The organism is Deltaproteobacteria bacterium (genome assembly GCA_029210625.1).
GTDB lineage: Bacteria > Myxococcota > Myxococcia > SLRQ01 > SLRQ01 > JARGFU01.
Genome location: JARGFU010000010.1, coordinates 104,654 through 124,157, shown reverse-complemented (window position 1 = coordinate 124,157; position 19,504 = coordinate 104,654). Strand labels below are relative to the sequence as shown.

10 protein-coding genes are annotated in these 19,504 nt (G+C 73.0%); 7 read left to right on the top strand and 3 right to left on the bottom strand.

Going from position 1 to position 19,504, the window contains the following annotated elements:
- Positions 1-26: 26 nt before the first annotated feature.
- Positions 27-10,100 carry a MopE-related protein gene (locus tag P1V51_11320; GenBank protein ID MDF1563626.1) on the bottom strand — a complete coding sequence of 3,358 codons (10,074 nt, stop codon included), beginning with the start codon at positions 10,098-10,100 and terminating at the stop codon, positions 27-29.
- Between the two features lie 156 nt (positions 10,101-10,256).
- On the opposite strand from P1V51_11320, the gene P1V51_11315 reads away from it, so the two are divergent.
- On the top strand, positions 10,257-10,403 hold the full coding sequence (locus P1V51_11315; GenBank protein ID MDF1563625.1) for a hypothetical protein: 147 nt from the start codon (positions 10,257-10,259) through the stop codon (positions 10,401-10,403).
- 2 nt (positions 10,404-10,405) lie between these two features.
- On the opposite strand, the gene P1V51_11310 is transcribed toward P1V51_11315, so the two are convergent.
- A complete protein-coding gene (locus P1V51_11310; protein MDF1563624.1) occupies positions 10,406-11,836 on the bottom strand; it encodes an adenylate/guanylate cyclase domain-containing protein in 1,431 nt (476 codons plus the stop codon).
- 87 nt (positions 11,837-11,923) lie between these two features.
- Here P1V51_11310 and P1V51_11305 point away from each other — a divergent pair, with 87 nt between their 5' ends.
- The 6 genes from P1V51_11305 to P1V51_11280 all read left to right on the top strand — a co-directional run bounded on the left by P1V51_11305 (position 11,924) and on the right by P1V51_11280 (position 18,733).
- Positions 11,924-12,670 (top strand): HAD family hydrolase, encoded by a 747-nt coding sequence (locus tag P1V51_11305; protein ID MDF1563623.1) that lies wholly within the window; start codon positions 11,924-11,926, stop codon positions 12,668-12,670.
- Between the two features lie 40 nt (positions 12,671-12,710).
- Positions 12,711-13,661: an ABC transporter ATP-binding protein gene (locus P1V51_11300; protein ID MDF1563622.1), complete on the top strand. Its 951-nt coding sequence runs from the start codon at positions 12,711-12,713 to the stop codon at positions 13,659-13,661.
- Entirely contained in the window at positions 13,658-14,395 is a 738-nt protein-coding gene (locus P1V51_11295) for an ABC transporter permease subunit (protein MDF1563621.1), read from the top strand. The genes P1V51_11300 and P1V51_11295 overlap by 4 nt, the downstream gene beginning before the upstream one ends.
- Positions 14,392-16,215: a Gldg family protein gene (locus P1V51_11290; GenBank protein MDF1563620.1), complete on the top strand. Its 1,824-nt coding sequence runs from the start codon at positions 14,392-14,394 to the stop codon at positions 16,213-16,215. The genes P1V51_11295 and P1V51_11290 overlap by 4 nt, the downstream gene beginning before the upstream one ends.
- The gene (locus tag P1V51_11285; protein ID MDF1563619.1) at positions 16,212-17,327 is read left to right on the top strand and encodes a DUF4340 domain-containing protein; all 1,116 of its coding nucleotides are present in this window, start codon (positions 16,212-16,214) and stop codon (positions 17,325-17,327) included. The genes P1V51_11290 and P1V51_11285 overlap by 4 nt, the downstream gene beginning before the upstream one ends.
- 110 nt (positions 17,328-17,437) lie before the next feature.
- A complete protein-coding gene (locus P1V51_11280; GenBank protein MDF1563618.1) occupies positions 17,438-18,733 on the top strand; it encodes a CDP-alcohol phosphatidyltransferase family protein in 1,296 nt (431 codons plus the stop codon).
- Here the strand turns inward: P1V51_11280 and P1V51_11275 are convergent.
- The gene (locus P1V51_11275; protein ID MDF1563617.1) at positions 18,730-19,440 is read right to left on the bottom strand and encodes a hypothetical protein; all 711 of its coding nucleotides are present in this window, start codon (positions 19,438-19,440) and stop codon (positions 18,730-18,732) included. The genes P1V51_11280 and P1V51_11275 overlap by 4 nt on opposite strands.
- Positions 19,441-19,504 lie beyond the last annotated feature (64 nt).

Here is a 19,504-nt window from a genome sequence, read left to right as displayed (position 1 = left end):
CGGCCGCGGGGGAGGCCTGGTGACCCCTAGAAGTTGGTGGCCTGGTGCACGCCGCTGGCGCCGTCCGTTCCGTTGGCGGAGAGGGAGAGCCCACCGCTGCCTCCCGTCCCGCCGTTGCCCGAGAGCTGGAAGGTGTTGGCGGCGTTGATCGCGGAGAAGTCGGTGCCCCCCTGACCCCAGGAGTAGATGCCCACCGAGACGCCGCCGCACGCGCCGCCGCCGCCGGCGGCGTTCCCACCGTTTCCACCCTCCCCGCCCCGACCGCCGCCCGCGGCGCACCAGTAGAGGGACCCGGCGTCGCCCAGGGCGCCGCCCGCGGCCCCGGTGCCACCGATGCCGCCGAAGCCACCGTTGCCGCCGCTGCCCCCGATGCCGCCGAAGCCGGTGACGATGGTGTTGCCCGCGATCTGCGGCGCACCGGCTGGGATCGAGGCGAAGTGGAGGAAGATGCCGAAGGAGCCGCCTCCGGCGCTACCGCCATCCCCGCCGCCACCGCCACAGCCACCCGAGCCGCCGCCGCCACCGGAGCCGCCGAGGTCGTGGGTGCCCGCGTCGCCAGGGCTGCAGTTGACCTGCTGTACTCCGCCGCCGACACCACCGCCGCCGCCGCCGGAGCCGTCGTCACCGTCCTGGCCGGTGGCGCCCGGGTTGCCGACCCAGCGCCCCGCCACCACCGCGCCGCCGGCGAGGGCACATCCCGCGCCCCCTCCGCCGTTCGAGCCGGTCGCTCCGTCGAGGCCGTCGCCGCCCTCCATCACCGCCGGCGACGAGGGCTGGTAGCAGGAGCAGGGCGAGGGACCCGAAGGGTCGTAGGACATACCGTCCCAGCCGGCGCTGCCGCCGCTGCCGCCCGCGCCGCCGAGGCCCGGTAGTCCAAAGGCGTCGGCCGTCGGGAAGTTCTCGAAGGGGTCCGTGAGAGGAGAGGACTCGTCGAAGTCGGGGCAGTAGGCCCGGCCGCCCTGGCCGCCCGAGACCGCGGTGGCGCCGCAGAGGAGAATGCCACCCGACCCACCCACGCTCCGCGGCTGGGTGTTCTTCGGCCAGGCCGGACAGGTGCCGTCCTCGGTGGCGTCGATGCCCACGAAGCCGTTCACGCCATCACTGCCGGTGGCACCGTCGCCACCGTCGGCGCCGCTGCCCGCGTTTCCGGCGTAGAGGGTGTTGTCCAGGATCATGACGTTGGCGTCGCAGTCCGAGCAGTCGATGACCGCACTGTTGCCCGAGACGCCGTTGACGAACTCCCCGAAGATCACGAAGCCCGAGAGCTCGGTGGGCCGGGTGATCCCGGAGAAGGTCACCACCGCGCGGTCGTCCGGCGTGGACACCGCTCCAGCGGAGCCGTAGATGACGGTGGTGTTCGCCGCCGGATCCCGGGCCCAGGTGGTCGGGTTGTGGCCGCCGAGCACGCTGATGCCATCGGCCATGACCGGGTTCTCGTAGTAGGCGCCGCCGCTGACCAGCACCCGGGACTTGCCGGCCGTGGTGTCCGCGATGTTGATGCCGTAGCTCACGGTCGCGCAGGGGGTGTTCGCCGGACCGCAGGTAGGCGCGTCGATGCCGCCGTTGCCCGGCGTCGAGACGTAGACGGCGTCGGGCGCGTCCTGGAACTCGCAGCCGTTGCTGACCACGAGGTCGGCGTCGGCGTAGTCGTAGAGCCCGTCGCAGGCCGGGTTGGGATCGCCGATCGTGCAGCAGGTCATCACGCAGTTCGGGGACCCGCTGGCGTCGCAGGTCCCGTAGGCGTTCGGCCGGGCGTAGATGGCGGTGCAGTCGGTGTAGCAGTTGCCGCAGGCGGTGTGCTGGTCGTACTTGCCACCGTTGAGCCAGCCCTCGTCGGTCGTGCCGTCGCAGTCGTTGTCCAGCTGGTCGCAGCTGGCCTCGGACGCCTCGTACTCCGGGCCGTACTCGGCGGCGCCGCAGGCGCCCCAGGCCCCGCCGCTGCAGGTGGCCACGGCGCCGTTGCAGACGCCGCTCTGGAGCCCGCAGAGCTGCGAGGGGATGCCGACGTCGGTGTTCCCGTCACAGCTGTTGTCGAGGCCGTCGCAGGTGAGCTCGGTGGGCTCGTACTGCACGCCGTACTCCGGTCCGGTGCAGGCCAGCCACCCCAGGCCGCCGCCGCAGGTCTGGACCGAGCCGTTGCAGACGCCGTCCTGCTCGAGGCAGCCGGGGGCCGCCAGGTTGTCGTCGATGCTGTTGTCGCAGTCGTCGTCCAGGCCGTTGCAGGACTCGCTCCCGGGCACGCCGGCGCTCGCCGTGCAGACGGTCGGCCCCGCGGGGTCGCCCAGGTCGCAGACCCGGACGCCCGCGGCGAGGCAGATGCCGACGCCCTCGGTGCAGGCGTCACCCTTGTCGGCCCAGGCGCCGCCCTCGTCGGTGCTGGTATCGCAGTCGTCGTCCAGGCCGTTGCAGACCTCGGTCCCCGGGGCGCCGGGCGTCGCCGAGCAGACCGAGGGCCCGGCCGGTGAGCCGGTGTCGCAGATCTTGATGCCCGGGCGGGCGCAGACCCCGTCCCCGGAGATGCAGCCGACGCCCAGGTCGGCCCAGAGGGCGCCCTCGTCGGTGAGGGTGTCGCAGTCGTCGTCCAGGCCGTTGCAGACCTCGGCGCTGCCGCTGCCCGCGCTGACCGAGCAGACGGTCGGCCCCGCGGGACTGCCGGTGTCGCAGATCCGGGTGCCCGTCCGCGCGCAGGCGCCGGTGCCCGCCGTGCAGATGTCGCCCTTGTCGGCCCAGGTCACCTCGTCGGTCAGGCCGTCGCAGTCGTCGTCCAGGGCGTTGCAGACCTCGGTGCCGGGCGCGCCGGCGGTCGCCGAGCAGACGGTCGGGCCGGCCGGATCGGCGGTGTCGCAGATCCGGGTGCCGGTCGCCGCGCACTGGCCGGTGCCGGAGGTGCAGAGCTGCCCCTTGTCGGCCCAGGTCACCTCGTCGGTCAGCCCGTCGCAGTCGTCGTCGAGGGAGTTGCAGACCTCGGTGCCCGGCGCCCCGGCGCTCGCCGAGCAGACGGTCGGCCCCGCGGGGGAGGTCGTGTCGCAGATCCGGGTGCCGGTGACCGCGCACTGGCCGGCGCCGACCGTGCAGACCTGCCCCTTGTCGGTCCAGCTCAGCTCGTCGGTGCTGCCGTCGCAGTCGTCGTCCAGGGCGTTGCAGACCTCGGTGCCCGGCGCGCCGGCGCTCGCCGAGCAGACGGTCGGCCCCGCGGGGTTGCCGGTGTTGCAGACGAGCACGCCGGTCGCCTCGCAGGTGCCCGTGCCGACGGTGCAGAGGTCACCCTTGTCGGCCCAGGTCACCTCGTCGGTGCTGCCGTCGCAGTCGTCGTCGAGGCCGTTGCAGACCTCGGCGCCCGCCACCCCCGGCGTCGCGGAGCAGACGGTCGCCCCGGCGGGGTCGGCGGTGTCGCAGACCTTCACCCCGCTCGCGGCGCAGATGCCCGTGCCCGCCGAGCAGCCGGTGCCCTTGTCGGCCCAGAGGGCGCCCTCGTCGGTGAGGCTGTCGCAGTCGTCGTCCAGGCCGTTGCAGATCTCGGCGCTGCCGCTGCCGGCGCTCGCCGAGCAGATGGTCGGGCCCGAGGGGTTGCCGGCGTTGCAGACGAGGGTGCCCGTCTGCTGGCAGGCGCCGGTGCCCACGGTGCAGATGTCACCCTTGTCGGCCCAGGTGAGCTCGTCGGTCGAGCCGTCGCAGTCGTCGTCCAGGCCGTTGCAGACCTCGGTGCCGGGGGCGCCCGCGGTCGCCGAGCAGACCATCGCGCCGCCCGGGTTCCCCGTGTCGCAGATCAGCGTGCCGCTCCGGAGGCAGGTGCCGGTGCCGCTGGTGCAGACCTCGCCCTTGTTGACCCAGAGCGCGTCCTCGTCGGTGCCGCCGTCGCAGTCGTCGTCGAGGCCGTTGCAGATCTCGGCGCTGCCGCTGCCGGCGGTCGCCGAGCAGATGGTCGGCCCCGCGGGGCTGCCGGTGTCGCAGATCCGGGTGCCGGTCGCCACGCACTGGCCGGTGCCCACGGTGCAGACCTGCCCCTTGTCGGCCCAGGTCACCTCGTCGGTGCTGCCGTCGCAGTCGTCGTCCAGGCTGTTGCAGACCTCGGTGGCGCCCGCGCCGGGGGTCGCCGAGCAGACGGTGGGGCCGGCGGGGCTGCCCGCGTCACAGATCTTGGTGCCGGTGGCCGCGCACTGGCCGGCGCCGACGGTGCAGACCGTGCCCTTGTCGGCCCACTGCACCTCCTCGTCGGTGCTGCCGTCGCAGTCGTCGTCCAGGCCGTTGCAGAGCTCGGCCACCGGCGCGCCGGCGCTCACCGAGCAGACGGTGGGCCCACCGGGGGTGCCGGTGTCGCAGACCTTCACGCCGTAGGCCGTGCACTGGCCGGTCCCGACGCTGCAGGTGGTGCCCTTGTCGGCCCAGAGGATCTCGTCGGTCAGGCCGTCACAGTCGTCGTCCAGGCCGTTGCAGACCTCGCTCCCCGGCGCCCCCGCCGTCACCGAGCAGATCGATGGGCCGGCCGGATCCGCGGTGTCGCAGATCAGCACGCCCACCGCCTCGCAGGCGCCGGCGCCCACGGTGCAGATGGTGCCCTTGTTCGCCCACGTGCCCTCGTCGGTGCTGCCGTCACAGTCGTCGTCGAAGCCGTTGCAGATCTCGGCGCCCGGCGCGCTGGCGGTCGCCGAGCAGACCGTCGGGCCCGCCGGGTTTCCGGTGTCGCAGACCCGGGTGCCGGTCTGCTGGCAGGCGCCGGTGCCCGCGGTGCAGATGGTGCCCTTGTCCGCCCAGACGATCTCGTCGATGGCGCCGTCGCAGTCGTTGTCCAGGGCGTCGCAGATCTCGCTCCCGGGCGCGCCCGGCGTCGCCGAGCAGACGGTCGCGCCGGCGGGATCTCCCGCGTTGCAGATCTTGGTGCCCGAGGCCTGGCAGACGCCGGTGCCCGAGGTGCAGCCCGCGCCCTTGTCGGACCAGAGCGCCCCCTCGTCGGTGCTGCTGTCGCAGTCGTCGTCCAGGCCGTTGCAGACCTCGATCCCCGGAGACCCGCCGCTCACCGAGCAGACGGTGGGGCCCCCCGGGTTCCCGGTGTCGCAGACCCGCACGCCGGTCTGCTCGCAGGTGCCGGTGCCGGCCGTGCAGATCGTCCCCTTGTCCGCCCAGACCACCTCGTCGGTGCCACCGTCGCAGTCGTCGTCCAGACCATTGCAGACCTCGGTGCCCGCCGCGCCCGGCGTCGCCGAGCAGACGGTCGCCCCCGCCGGATCTCCCGGGTCGCAGATCTTGGTGCCCGAGGCCAGGCACTGTCCGGTGCCGGAGGTGCAGCCCGTCCCCTTGTCACTCCAGAGGGCGTCCTCGTCGGTGCTGCCGTCGCAGTCGTCGTCCAGGCCGTTGCAGACCTCGCTGCCCGGCGCGCCGCTGCTCACGGAGCAGACCGTGGGACCGCCCGGGTCGGCGGTGTCGCAGACCCTCACGCCGGTCCGCTCACAGGTGCCGGTGCCGCTGGTGCAGATGGTGCCCTTGTCCGCCCAGACGACCTCGTCGGTGGCTCCGTCGCAGTCGTCGTCCAGCGCGTTGCAGACCTCGGCCCCCGGCGAACCGGGGGTCGCCGAGCAGACCGTCGGCCCGGCCGGATCGCCCGTGTCGCAGACCCGCACGCCGCTGGCGCTGCACTGTCCCACGCCGGCGGTGCAGCCCACGCCCTTGTCCGCCCAGGCGCCGCCCTCGTCGGTGCTGCCATCGCAGTCGTCGTCCAGGCCGTTGCAGACCTCGACCCCGGGGGCCCCGATGATCGCCGAGCAGACCGTCGGCCCGGCCGGGTCGGCGGTGTCGCAGATCTTGGTGCCGCTGTTCTCGCAGGTGCCCGCCCCGTTGGAGCAGACGGCGCCCTTGTCCGCCCACTGCGGCTCCTCGTCGGTGCTGCCGTCGCAGTCGTCGTCCAGGCCGTTGCAGACCTCGGCGCCCGGGGCACCGGCGGTGGCCGAGCAGACCGTCGCGCCGGCCCGGTCGGCGGTGTTGCAGACCTTCACGCCGCTGGCCACGCACTGGCCGGTGCCGGCGGTGCAGCCCACACCCTTGTCCGACCACTGGGGATCCTCGTCGGTGCTGCCGTCGCAGTCGTCGTCCAGGCCATTGCAGACCTCGCTGCCCGGGGCGCCGGCGACGGCCGAGCAGATCGTCGGCCCCGCCCGGTTGGCCGCATCGCAGATCTTGGTACCCGAGGTCTCGCAGGTGCCGGCCCCGTTGGTGCAGACCGTGCCCTTGTCCGACCACTGGGCGTCCTCGTCGGTGCTGCCGTCGCAGTCGTCGTCGAGGGCATTGCAGATCTCGGCGCTCGGTGCGCCCGCGGTCGCGGAGCAGACCGTCGGCCCGGTCGGGTTCGCGGTGTCGCAGACCTTCACCCCGCTGGCCACGCACTGGCCGGTGCCCGAGGTGCAGCCCACGCCCTTGTCCGCCCACTGGGCCTCCTCGTCGGTGAGGCCGTCGCAGTCGTCGTCCAGGCCGTTGCAGACCTCGGCGCCCCCGCCGCCGGCGGTGGCCGAGCAGACGGTCGGCCCCCCGGGGTTGCCGGCGTCGCAGATCATCGTGCCGCTGACCTGGCACTGGCCGGTGCCGTCGAGGCAGGGGGTGCCCTTGTTCGACCAGGCGGCGCCCTCGTCGGTGAGGCCGTCACAGTCGTCGTCCAGGCCGTTGCAGACCTCGATGGCCGGCGAGCCGGGGCTGACCGAGCAGACCGTGGGGCCGCCGGGGTTGGCGGTGTCGCAGACCCGCACGCCGAGGTTCTCGCAGATGCCGTCGCCCACCTTGCAGACCACACCGAGGTTGGTCCAGGAGTCCTCGTCCACCGAGCCGTCGCAGTCGTCGTCCAGGCCGTTGCAGACCTCGACGCCCGGCGCGCCCGGCGTCGCCGAGCAGATCGTCGGCCCCGCGGGGCTGGCGGTGTCGCAGACCCGGGTGCCGGTGCGCTCACAGGCGCCGCTGCCGGAGGTGCAGATGTCCCCCTTGTCCGCCCAGACGAGCTCGTCGGTGCTGCCGTCGCAGTCGTCGTCCAGGGCGTTGCAGACCTCGCTGCCCGGCGCGCCCGGCGTCGCCGAGCAGACCGTCGGCCCCCCGGGGTTGGCGGTGTCGCAGACCCGGGTGCCGGTCGCCGCGCACTGGCCGCTCCCGACCACGCAGACCGTCCCCTTGTCGGTCCACTGGGCGTCCTCGTCGGTGCTGCCGTCGCAGTCGTCGTCCAGCGCGTTGCAGACCTCGCTGCCCGGCGCGAAAGGCGTGGCCGAGCAGACCGTGGCGCCGGCGCGGTTGGCCACGTCGCAGACCTTCACGCCGCTGGCGGTGCACTGGCCGGTGCCCGCGGTGCAGCCGGCGCCCTTGTCCGCCCAGAGGGCGTCCTCGTCGGTGCTGCCGTCGCAGTCGTCGTCCAGGGCGTTGCAGATCTCGGTCCCCGAGGCGCCGGCCACCGCCGAGCAGATGGTCGGCCCGGCGGGGTTCGCGCCGTCGCAGACCCGGGTGCCGGTGGAGGCGCACTGGCCGGTGCCCACCGTGCAGACCGTCCCCTTGTCGGTCCACTGGGCGTCCTCGTCGGTGCTGCCGTCGCAGTCGTCGTCCAGGCCGTTGCAGATCTCGCTGCCCGGCGCGTTGGCGGTCGCCGAGCAGACGGTCGGTCCGCCCGGGTTCGCGGTGTCGCAGACCCGGGTGCCGGTGGCCGAGCACTGGCCGGCCCCCACGGTGCAGACCGCTCCCTTGTCGGCCCACTGGGCCTCCTCGTCGGTGCTGCCGTCGCAGTCGTCGTCCAGGCCGTTGCAGACCTCGCTGCCGGGCGCGCTGGCGCTCACCGAGCAGATGGAGGGGCCGGCCGGGTTGCCCGTGTCGCAGACGAGCACGCCCACGACCTCGCAGGCGCCGGTGCCCACCCGGCAGATGTCGCCGAGATCGGCCCAGGTCCCCTCGTCGGTCTGGCCGTCGCAGTCGTCGTCGAAGCCGTTGCAGATCTCGGTGCCGGGGGCGCCCCCGCCCACCGAGCAGACCGTGGGGCCGGTCGGGTCGGCGGTGTCACAGACCCGGGTGCCCGTCTGCTGGCAGGCGCCGGCGCCGGAGGTGCAGATCGTGCCCTTGTCGGCCCAGGTGAGTTCGTCGGTCGAGCCGTCGCAGTCGTCGTCCAGGGCGTTGCAGACCTCGGTGCCCGGCGCGCCCGGCGTCGCGGAGCAGACCGTCGGCCCCGCGGGGTCGGCGGTGTCGCAGACCCGGGTGCCGGTGGCCACGCACTGGCCGACGCCCACCGCGCAGACCTGCCCCTTGTCGGTCCAGAGGGCGTCCTCGTCGGTCTGGCCGTCGCAGTCGTCGTCCAGGCCGTTGCAGACCTCGACCCCCGAGGCGCCGATGATCGCCGAGCAGACCGTCGGGCCGGCCGGGTCGGCGGTGTCGCAGACCATGGTGCCGCTGGTCTCGCACTGCCCGGCGCCGTTGGAGCAGACCGTGCCCTTGTTCGCCCAGGGGGCGTCCTCGTCGGTGAGGCCGTCACAGTCGTCGTCCAGGCCGTTGCAGACCTCGGCCCCCGAGCCACCGGGCGTCGCCGAGCAGACGGTCGGCCCGGCTGGATCGCCGGTGTCGCAGACCCGGGTGCCCGAGGCGGTGCACTGGCCGGTGCCCACGCTGCAGACCGTGCCCTTGTCGGTCCACTGGGCGTCCTCGTCCGTCGAGCCGTCGCAGTCGTCGTCCAGACCGTTGCAGACCTCGGTTCCGACCGCGCCCGGCGTGGCCGAGCAGACGGTGGCCCCGGCCGTGTCCGTGGTGTCGCAGACCTTGGTGCCGGTGGCCAGGCACTGACCCAGGCCGCTGGTGCAGATGCTCCCCTTGTCGGACCAGAGGGCGTCCTCGTCGGTCTGCCCGTCGCAGTCGTCGTCGAGGCCGTTGCAGACCTCGGCGCCGCCGGCGCCCGCGCTCACCGAGCAGACGGTGGCGCCGCTGGGGTTGGCGGTGTCGCAGACCCGGACGCCCACCGTCTCGCAGGAGCCGCTGCCCTCGCGGCAGATGTCGCCGAGGTCCGCCCAGATGGCGTCCTCGTCGGTGTTGCCGTCGCAGTCGTTGTCCACGCGGTCGCAGACCTCGATGCTGATGGCGCCGGCCACGGCGTTGCAGACCGTCGGCCCGCCGGGATCCGTGGGATCGCAGACCAGCACGCCCGTGCGCTGGCAGGCCCCGAGGCCCCTCGAGCAGAGGCTCCCCTTGTCGACCCAGGCCGCGTCCTCGTCGGTCTGCCCGTCGCAGTCGTCGTCGAGGCCGTTGCAGATCTCGGGAACCCCCTGGCTGCGCAGGGTCGCCGAGCAGATCGTCGGCCCGGCCGGGTTGGCGGGATCACAGAGCCGGATGCCGGGCGTCTCGCAGATGCCCTGGCCGATGGTGCAGGTCTCGCCCTTGTCCGACCAGATCGTCTCCTCGTCGGTCTCGCCGTCGCAGTCGTCGTCGAGGCCGTTGCAGATCTCGACGCCCTCCGCCCCCGGCTGGGCGTTGCAGACCGTCGGGCCGTTGACGTCGTTCGGGTCGCAGACCATGAGGCCCGGCCGCTGGCAGATGCCCTGCCCCACGCTGCAGCCCCCGCCCAGGTCCGACCAGGTGGCGCCCTCGTCGGTGTCCCCGTCGCAGTCGTTGTCCAGGCCGTCGCAGACCTCGGTGGTCGGGGGACCGGCGATGGCGTCGCAGATCGTCGGCGCGTCCGGGGAGAGCGGATCGCAGATGAAGACGCCCACCCCGACGCAGCCGCCGACCTGCACCCGGCAGACGTCGCCGCGGTTCGACCAGTGCGGCTCCTCGTCGGTCTCGCCGTCGCAGTCGTCGTCGACGGCGTTGCAGACCTCCACCGACTCCGTCCCGGGGACGCCGGAGCAGGTCAGGGGGCCGGCGCGATCGTTCTCGTTGCAGATCATGACGCCGGCGGCCTGGCAGGCGCCCTGGCCGACGAAGCAGGTCTCGCCCTTGGTGGCCCAGGCCTCGTCCTCGTCGGTCTCGCCGTCGCAGTCGTCGTCGACGCCGTTGCAGACCTCTTCGGGGCAGTTGCCCAGCCCTCCGCCTCCACCGCAGTCACAGCCGCTGGAGGAGAAGAAGAGCGGCAGCGCCACCCCCAGCACGACGATGATCGAACGCATTCGGACCACTGGAACCTCCCCGTTCCCGCGCAGCTCGGACTTTTCTTCCGCTCCGCCCGCCGGTCGCCCCCCGGCGAGAGCCGATGCACTATTCTGGCATAGATGCCCCGCCCCCCGCCGGTTCCGGCCTCCCTTTTCCTTTTCTTTCCCGGGCTCTTGCTTCTCCTGACGGCCTGCGGCGCACCGGAGGGGGAGCTCTCGGCCCTCGAGTGGAGCCGGCCCGGGGGCTTCGTCGACGAGGCCGGAGAGCCCCTCTCCGATCACCCGCCCGTCCTCCTGCGCCTCGGCTGGAAGGCCCGCTAGCGCTAGCGCTCGCGCAGGACGAAGTAGGTGGTGATGGGGCCGCGGCCCTTCACCTCGATCTCGCCGCGGGCCTCCAGCTCGAAGGCGCCGCCGAGGAGCTCCGCGGTGTCCCGGCTGACCTGCACCTTGCCGACCACCCCGTGGGACTCCATCCGGCTGGCGAGGTTCACCGCGTCCCCCCAGAGGTCGTAGGCGAAGCGGGCGATGCCCACCACGCCGCCCACCACCGGGCCGGAGTGGAGGCCCATGCGCAGGCCCCCGCCCAGCATGAGGCCCGGGTTGCGGCGGGCGAAGGCCATCATCTCCAGGGCCGCCCGGGCGGCGGCCGGGGCGTGGTCCGGCCGGGGCGTCGGCACGCCGGCGGCGGCCATGTAGGCGTCCCCGATGGTCTTGATCCGCTCGACCCCGTGGCGCTGACAGATGGCGTCGAACTCGGAGAAGAGCTGGTTGAGGAGGGCCAGCACCTGGCCCGGCCGACGGCTGGAGGCCGCCTGGGTGAAGCCGGCGAGGTCCGCGAAGATCACCGTCACCGAGTCGATGCTGTCGGCGATGTTCCGCTCGCCCCGGCGCAGGCGGGCGACCACCGGGGCGGGCATGACGTTGTTGAGCAGGAACTCGGTGCGCTCGCGGGCCTGCTCCACCTGCTCGACCAGGTCGGCGTAGGCCCGGGAGAGGACGAGGACGATGACGCCGAGGATGACGAAGCAGAGCAGCCAGGTGGCGGCGATGTCCGCCTTGCGCTGGGCGACGTTCAGGTAGGTGTGGCGGATGGCGGCGGGCCAGGCCAGCTCGAGGGCGAAGAGCACCGCCCCCAGCAGGCCGAAGCCGCCGAGGACCGCCAGGCGCCGCCAGCCCCGGGCGACGACGGCCGGCAGCACCGCGAAGACGAAGGCCGAGATCGGCGCGCCGCCGGAGGCGCCGTCGAAGCGCAGCCAGTAGTGGGTGATGAAGCTAGCGGTGAGGAGGAACATCGCCGCCGGGATGAAGCGGGAGGGGAGGCGCCGCAGCCGCAGGGCCGCGTAGAGGCCGAAGCCCAGGGGCGCGTAGACCGCGCAGAGGATCACCAGCTCGGTGTCCATCTTCAGCGCCAGGTTGGCGGGCACCCCGATCGCGGCGCCGGCGCCGACCACCAGGGCGAAGACCGCCGCCATCCGCTCCTCGGGGGGGAATTGATCCCGGCGCCCCAGGAGGCGCTCCAGGAGCCGGCCCCAGCGCCCGGCCGCCCGGCGCCGGCCGAGCTTGAGGGCGTCGGCCACCGCCTCGCCGCCGGGCAGGTAGGTCGTGCCCTCCTCGCCCAGCATCACCGTCTGCTCGGGCTCGATCACCGCCTCGAGGCCCCGGCCCGGATCGTGCTGCTGGGTGCTGCCCGACTCGTCCCAGTCCGTCTCGGCGAACTGCGCCTCTCCCAGGGCGTCGGCGAAGGGATCCGGCATGGGGCCACCCTACACCCGGGGAATCGGGCAAGGGCACCCCTCCCTGGACTTGCCAGCCGGCCGGGCCGGAGGCGATGAAGGCCTCCCATGACCCTCGACCCCGATCGCATCCAGGCGCTCTGCTTCGATCTGGGCGGCACCCTCATCGAGTTCGGCCCCCGGCAGGTCCAGGGGATGAACGAGGCCCTGCGCCGCACCCTGGAGGAGCGCCTCGGCCCCTTCGACCTCGAGCGGATGCACGCGCTGCGGGCCGAGCAGTACCGGCGCCCCTACGAGCGCGACCTGCGGGAGAACGACCTCGAGGCCCTCGGCCGGGAGCTGATCCAGGCCCTCTTCGCCCGGGAGGCCAGCGAGGGCGACCTCGCCGCCCTCGCCGCTTGCCGCCACCAGGCCTTCCTCGAGGTGATCGCCGTCGATCCGGCCGTGCCGGCCCTGCTCGGGCGCCTGGGGGAGCGCTACCGCCTGGCCCTGCTCTCCAACTACCCCTCGGGCCCCGCGATCCGGGAGGGCCTCGATCGCCTGGACCTCTCCCGGCACTTCGAGACCATCGTCGTCTCCGGCGAGGTCGGCTTCGTGAAGCCCCACCCCCGCCCCTTCGAGCGGCTCCTCGAGGGCCTGGGCCTGCCCGCCGAGGCGTGCGTCTATGTGGGCGACAACTGGCTCGCCGACATCCAGGGCGCCCGCCGGATGGGGATGCAGGCCATCCTCACCTCCGAGCACGCCCCCATCGAGCGCTTCGAGCCGGCGCCGGGGGACCACGCGCCCGACGCCCGGATCGAGGCCCTGCGCGAGCTCGAGACCCTGCTGACCGGCCCACCCGCTCCAACCCCTTGACTTCAGGGCGGTCGTGGCCAACTTTGCCGGCCTTATGGCCATGGTCGAAACGACGTCTCTGACCCGCTACTACGGGTCCCGCCGGGCGCTCTCCGACGTCTCCTTCTCCATCGAGCAGGGGGAGATCGTCGGAGTGCTGGGCCTGAACGGGGCCGGGAAGAGCACCCTCCTGAAGATCCTCTCCGGGCTGCTCCTGCCCTCGGCTGGCGAAGCCCGGGTGGACGGCCGCTCGGTGGTCGACGCCCCGGCGGCCGCCCGCTCGCGGATCGGCTACCTCCCCGAGGAGCCGCCGGTCTACCGGGAGATGACGGTGGGCGACTACCTCCTCTACGCCGGGCAGCTCAAGGGCCGCACGAGGGCCGAGATCGAGGCCCGGCTGCCGAAGACCCTCGAGCAGGCCGGCCTGGCCCGGGGCGACCTGCACCGGGTCATCGGCGAGCTCTCCCACGGCTACCGCAAGCGGGTGGGCATCGCCCAGGCCGTGCTCCACGAGCCGGCCCTGGTCATCCTCGACGAGCCCATCAGCGGCCTCGACCCCCGGCAGATCGTCGAGATGCGCGAGACCATCGGCGCCCTGCGCGGTCAGCACACGGTGCTGGTCTCCTCGCACATCCTCCCCGAGATCTCCCAGACCTGCGATCGCATCCTGCTCATCCACGAGGGCCGGCTGCTGGCCTCGGGCACCGAGGACGAGCTGACCGAGCGCCTCGGCGGCGGCGGCGGGCGCTGGCGCCTGCGGGTGCGCGGCGCGCGGGCCTCGATCGAGAGCACCCTGAAGGGGCTCGAGGGCATCCAGGGCCTCGACCTCGGGGTCGAGGACGAGGACGGCCTGGAGCTGACCCTCACCGCCACCGCCGAGCTGGTGGAGGCGGCCGTGGCCGCTCTGGTCGGCGCAGGCTGCGGCATCCGGCAGGTGATGCCCACCGAGACCGAGCTCGAGCAGGCCTTCCTCGATCTCACCAAGAGCGAAGCGAAGGAGGAGGCAGCATGAGCAACTCCCTGCGTGGGGCCGGCCTCGTCGCGAAGCGAGAGCTCGGCGCCTACTTCAACACCGTCTGGGGCTACGCCGTGGTGGGCGCGCTGCTGCTCGTCAACGGGCTGCTCTTCAACGCCTACGCCCTGGGCGCCGGCGCCCAGCTCTCCACCGACGTCATCGAGCGCTTCTTCGAGTTCTCCTCGGGGGTGACGATGATCGCGGCGGTGCTGCTGACCATCCGCCTCTTCGCCGAGGAGCGCTCCACCGGCACCGGCGTGCTGCTCGACGGAGCCCCCATCTCCCAGGGCTCGGTGGTGCTGGGCAAGTACCTCTCGGCCCTGATCTTCCTGGGCCTGATGGTCGCCTTCACCGTCTACATGCCGATCATGGTGATGGTGAACGGCAAGGTGAGCTTCGGCCACGTCTTCGCCGGCTACCTCGGCCTGCTGCTCCTGGGCAGCTCCGCCGTCGCCATCGGCACCCTCGGCTCCAGCCTCTCGCAGAACCAGGTCGTCGCCGGGGTCACCTCCGGTGTGGTGCTGGTGACCCTCCTCCTGATGTGGAAGCTGGCCCAGGTCGCCGACCCGCCCCTGGGGGGCCTCTTCTCGTACATCGCCCTGTGGGACTCGCACTTCCGCCCCTTCATGGAGGGACGCATCCCCAGCGAGTCGATCGTCTTCCATCTCAGCCTCACGACCGCCTTCCTGGTGGTGACCACCCACGTGCAGGCCTGGAGGCGCTCAGCATGAGTCCCTCGGCCATCCTCCTCGTCGTCGCCCTCCTCTTCCTCTACGGGGCCGAGCGCCTCCTCGGGGGAGAGGGCACCTCGGCCTGGGTCGTCCGCGTCATCGCGGCGCTCTCCCTGGCCGGCGCCCTCGCCCTGCGCCTGCGCGCCCGCAAGGCCGCCACGCCGGGCACCACCACCCACGCCGCCCAGAGCAAGCTCCTCTGGCTCTCGCTGGGCACCCTGGGCGCGCTCCTCCTCTACGCCCTCTCCACCGACGCGGTCGTCGACGGCCTCGCCCTCTCGACCGAGGCGGCCCGGCGCTGGTCCGGGGTCTTCGGGGCGCTCTGGCCGATCGGCGTCGCGGTCACCCTGCTGCCGCTGCTCCTGGTGGACCGGGCGCTGGTGGCCCAGCCCGAGGGTCTGCACGCCCGGCGGGTGGCGGTGGCCCTCGACGTGGGCGTCGTCTGCGCCCTGGTCGTGGCCTGCGTCTTCCCCCTGAACCTCATCGCCCACCGCCTCAACGACACCACGGACCTTCGCTACCTGAAGACCACCGAGGTGGGGGAGGCGACCCTGGCGGTGGCCGGCAGCCTCGAGGAGCCGGTGCGGGTGGTGCTCTTCTTCCCGCCGGCGAACGAGGTGCAGCGGGAGCTGATGCCCTACTTCGAGCGCCTCACCGGCGCCGCCGAGCTGCTCAGCCTGGAGGTCGCCGATCAGGCCCTCCAGCCCGACCTGGCCAAGAACCTGCGGGTGAGCAGCAACGGGACGATCGCGCTGGTGAAGGGCACCGGCAAGGACGCCGACATCGAGCGGATCAACATCGGCCAGCAGCTCGACGGGGCCCGGCAGTCCCTGAAGAAGCTGGACGAGAAGGTCCACGAGAAGCTCCTCAAGCTCGGCCGCAAGGCGCGGGTGGCCTACTTCACCGCCGGCCACGGCGAGGCCCGCTGGTCGGGCGAGACCGAGGCGGTGCGGAAGATCGGCATCTTCAAGCAGGTGCTCGAGCGGCTGAACTACCGGGTGAAGGAGCTGACCCTGGACCAGGGCCTGGGCCGGGAGATCCCCGAGGACGCCGCGCTCGTCATCGTCGCCGGCGCCCGGCGGGCCTTCCTCCCCGAGGAGGTCGAGGCGCTGCGCGCCTACCACGAGGGCGGCGGCAAGCTGCTGGTCCTCTTCGACGCCCAGTCCATCGACGACCCCGCCGCCGGCGAGGTCTTCGACCCGGGCCTCGGACCCCTGCTGGGCGTGCGCTTCCACCCCGAGCAGCTCCACCACGCCCGGGACCACCTGGTGAAGGTCAACGGCCCCACTGACCGGGCGCTGCTGATGACCAACGCCTACTCGACCCACGGCTCGGTGAGCACCCTCTCCCGCAACAAGTCGCGCCTGATCTTCGTGGCGCCCTACTCGGGCTGGCTCGAGACCCTCACCGAGCAGGGCAAGCTCACCACCCCGACGATCCGGACCCGCAGCGGCGCCTGGCCCGACGCCGACGGCAACCATGCCCTGAACGCGCCGGAGGAGAAGGCGGCGGTCTACGTGATCGGCACCGCGGCCGAGAACAAGGAGACCGGCGCGCGGAACGCCGCCCTGGCGACCCTGGCCGCGGTCTCCGACGCGGCGGTGCCGAACGAGGCCAACCTCCAGTACGTGGTCGACACCGTGAACTGGCTCACCGGTGACGAGGCCCTCTCGGGCACCGTCGAGTCCGAGGAGGACGTCCGGATCGAGCACTCCCGGGACGAGGATCAGGCCTGGTTCTACGGCACCAGCGTCCTGGTGCCGGTGATCATCATCGTGGCAGGGCTGCTCCGCGTGCGCAGCCGGAGGAGGCGCTCATGAGCCGGGCAGCCTGGGGATGGTCCCTCACTCTCTTGGTGCTGCTCGTCGGCGCCTACTTCGCCTGGACCCACGAGGCGACGGTCACCTCCGGCGAGAGCACCCCGGTGGTGATCCTCGACCTGAAGGCCGATCAGATCGACCGCGTGAGCTTCGCCACCGCGAAGCGCGAGGCGGTCCTCGAGGCGAAGAGCGACGCCAACGGCCGCTACTACGTCGTCTCGCTCACCGAGACCGTGGGGAAGAAGGCCGACGACTCCGGCGCGGAGCTCCCCGAGCCCGAGCCCGGAGAGGGCGAGGGTGAGGGCGAGGAGGGCGAGGCCCCGCTCCCGGAGGCGCCCGAGGCCCCCGACGCCGCCCCGGCCCCCGCGGCGCCGGAGGCAGGGGAGCCCGCCGCCGAGAAGAAGACCCGCCGCTTCGCCGGCGGGCGCAGCGCCGAGCGCCTCCTCGATCGCCTCGCACCCCTGACCGCCCTGCGAGCCATGGACGAGGTACCCGAGGAGCGGCTGGAGAAGCTCGGCCTGAAGCCGGCCGAGGCGACCTTCTCGATCACCCGGGGCGACCGCACCTGGACCTTCGGGGTGGGCGGCCAGGCCTTCGGCGGCTCCCGCCGCTACCTCCACGAGGAGGGGACCTCCAAGGTCTACCTCGTCGAGGCCACCGCCCTTCGCAACCTCGAGGGCGCCGAGCGGCAGCTCCTCGAGCGCAGCATCATCGGCCTGAAGCGGGAGGAGGTGGCCGCCGTCGAGGCCCGCTCCGGCGAGCGCTCCCAGCGCCTCGTCCAGCAGAACCGCGCCGATCGTCGCGCCGCCTACTGGGCCTTCGCGGCGAAGCCCGAGGAGAAGAGCAGCGTGGCCAGCGGCTGGATCGACAAGATCTTCCGCCTGCGGGTCGACACCTACGTCGAGGCCATCCCGGCCGGCGTCGAGGAGGCCTGCCGCTTCGTCACCGAGCAGGAGGGCAGCAAGGTCGAGGTCGTCCTCCACCGCTGGATGTCCCCCGCCGGAGAGCCCGAGATCTACGCGACCTCGAGCTACCTGCGCCTGCCGGTGAAGGTCTACAAGCAGAGCGGCGTCGAGGTGATCGACGACCTGGGGACCCTCTTCACCGAGTGACCCCGCGAAAGCTCCTGCGCCCGCGTAGCCGCTTACGCAGCGCGTCGATCGACGATCGCCGTGATCTCGCGGGCTTGCGGGTGGCACCGGGCGTGCACTGACCGGTCCCCATGGACGCTTCCGTCGAAGGGGCGCAGCGCCGCCTCGTCCCCTCCCCCGCCTGGCTCCAGCGCCTCGAGCAGGCGCTGGGCTCCCGCATCCCCCTGCACCCGAACCTGATCTCGGCGGTGAAGCTGCTGGTGGTCACGCCGCTGGTGATCCTCTCGCTGCGGCAGCTCGAGCTGATCCCCGGCGGGCCGCGGGTGGCGGTGGCGGCCTTCCTCGCCTTCGCCGCCCTCGACTACCTCGACGGGGTGGTCGCCCGGGCCCGCGGCCTCGCCACCGCCTTCGGCCGGATCTTCGATCGGGTCTGCGACTACCCCCTGCTCTTCGTCTTCGCCGGCTTCTGCCTCGAGGTGCTGCCGGCGCCGCTGGTCGCCGTGAAGCTCGGCCTCGACCTGCTGCTCTTCGTCCTCTACCTGCTCGGCCGCGGCTCGACCCAGAACCGCCTGCGCACGGTGATGAGCTACGCCACCCTGCTCTCCCTCTTCTTCCTCTCCCAGGGTCTGCTGCCCCACCTCCTGACCCCGAAGGTGGTGACCGCGCTGCTCGCGATCAACATCGCCTTCACCTCGCTGGTGGTCGCCCACAACCTCGACCTGCTCCAGAAGCGCTTCCTGGCCGACCTCCTCTCGGCGACGAACCTCGCCTGCGGGATCTTCTCGATGCACTTCGCGTCCCACGGCCGCTTCGAGATCAGCCTGCTCTTCCTGCTGCTCGGCGCGGCCTGCGACGGCCTCGACGGCGCCGCGGCCCGCCGCTGGGGAGGCACCCGCTGGGGGGTCTACTCGGACGACGTCGCCGACGCGGTGAACTACGGCCTCGCCCCCGGGGTGGTCCTCGCCTTCGCCCTCGGCGGCCTGGAGGGCGTGGCGATCGGCGCCGCCTACGCGATCTTCACGATCGGCCGCCTCGTCTACTTCACCCTGAACAAGGCCGGCTCCGATCCGGCCCACTTCGCCGGCGCCCCCAGCACCGTCGGCGCGCTGATCGCGATCTGCGCGGCGATCCTCTTCCCCCACACCCCGGCCCTGACCGGGCTGCTGGTCGGCGTGGCCTGCGCCCAGATGGTCTCCTTCACGACGCCCTACCTCCACCTCGGCCGCCGGCTCGAGCAGGAGCCCCGCGTCCTGCGGGCGGCGCCCGCCTACCTCCTCCTGCTCCTGGTGGGCGGCCTCGCCTTCGGCCTGAAGGGGACCGTCGCCCTGATCCTCCTGACCAACCTGGTCTACGGCTTCCTCCCCGCGCTCACCGCCTTCCGGCGCCTGCTCGCCCTGCGCGCCGGGCGCCACCCGGGTCCGACCTAGGGGGTCGGCGGGGGCGGGGGTGGCGGCGTGAGCGGCGCTTGCCGCAGCTTGCGCAGGCGCCGCTCCTCGCGGCGGCGCAGGGCCTCCTCCCGCTTCGGATCGGGGGGCGAGATCGCCCAGCCCAGGCGCAGCCCGACGAAGGGCGCGAACTCACCGCCCCCCACCGAGACGGTGGTGATGTTGAACTCGGTGACCATCGAGAGGATCGGCGTCACCGGGAAGCGGCCGCCGAAGGCGATCCGGGTCTCGGCGCCCAGGGGAGGTCCCCAGGCGTCCTCCTGCCCGTCCAGGTTGATCCACAGGCCGAAGGTGAGCAGGCCGTAGATGGCGCCCCCCGCCCCGGTGGGCAGGTTGAAGGAGGCGCCGACGTTGGGGCGCAGGGTCCCCTGCCGGGAGGGGTCGGAGAAGAGCCAGCCGACGCTGGCCACGAACTCGTAGCCGTTCGAGAAGCCGAGGTTGGCCCGGGCCTCGCCGCCCGGCCGCAGCACCCAGCCGGGCCGGGAGAGGGCGGGCGCCGGCCGGGGGTTGAGGTCGAGGACCCCGTGGAGCTCGAGCGCGAACATGCGGTTACCGTCGTCGACGCCCCGCATGCCGAAGAGGAGGTTGAGCCACTGCACCGTGCTGACGGTCTGGGCGCGCGCCGGCGCCGGCGCCAGGGCCGCGCCGAGGCAGAGGGCCGCCGACAGGGGCAGGACGATCTGACGCAAGCGGCGCACACCTGTGGAAGGTCTGCGCCGTTCTCCGGGCTCACGAGCCCCCAAGTGGCCGTAT

What these genes read in the sequence shown, in the direction of transcription:
- P1V51_11320 (MDF1563626.1), bottom strand. Translation starts at nt 10,100, where the DNA reads ATGCGTTCGATCATCGTCGTGCTGGGGGTGGCGCTGCCGCTCTTCTTC.
- P1V51_11310 (MDF1563624.1), bottom strand. Translation starts at nt 11,836, where the DNA reads ATGCCGGATCCCTTCGCCGACGCCCTGGGAGAGGCGCAGTTCGCCGAG.
- P1V51_11305 (MDF1563623.1), top strand. Translation starts at nt 11,924, where the DNA reads ATGACCCTCGACCCCGATCGCATCCAGGCGCTCTGCTTCGATCTGGGC.
- P1V51_11300 (MDF1563622.1), top strand. Translation starts at nt 12,711, where the DNA reads ATGGTCGAAACGACGTCTCTGACCCGCTACTACGGGTCCCGCCGGGCG.
- P1V51_11295 (MDF1563621.1), top strand. Translation starts at nt 13,658, where the DNA reads ATGAGCAACTCCCTGCGTGGGGCCGGCCTCGTCGCGAAGCGAGAGCTC.
- P1V51_11290 (MDF1563620.1), top strand. Translation starts at nt 14,392, where the DNA reads ATGAGTCCCTCGGCCATCCTCCTCGTCGTCGCCCTCCTCTTCCTCTAC.
- P1V51_11285 (MDF1563619.1), top strand. Translation starts at nt 16,212, where the DNA reads ATGAGCCGGGCAGCCTGGGGATGGTCCCTCACTCTCTTGGTGCTGCTC.
- P1V51_11280 (MDF1563618.1), top strand. Translation starts at nt 17,438, where the DNA reads ATGGACGCTTCCGTCGAAGGGGCGCAGCGCCGCCTCGTCCCCTCCCCC.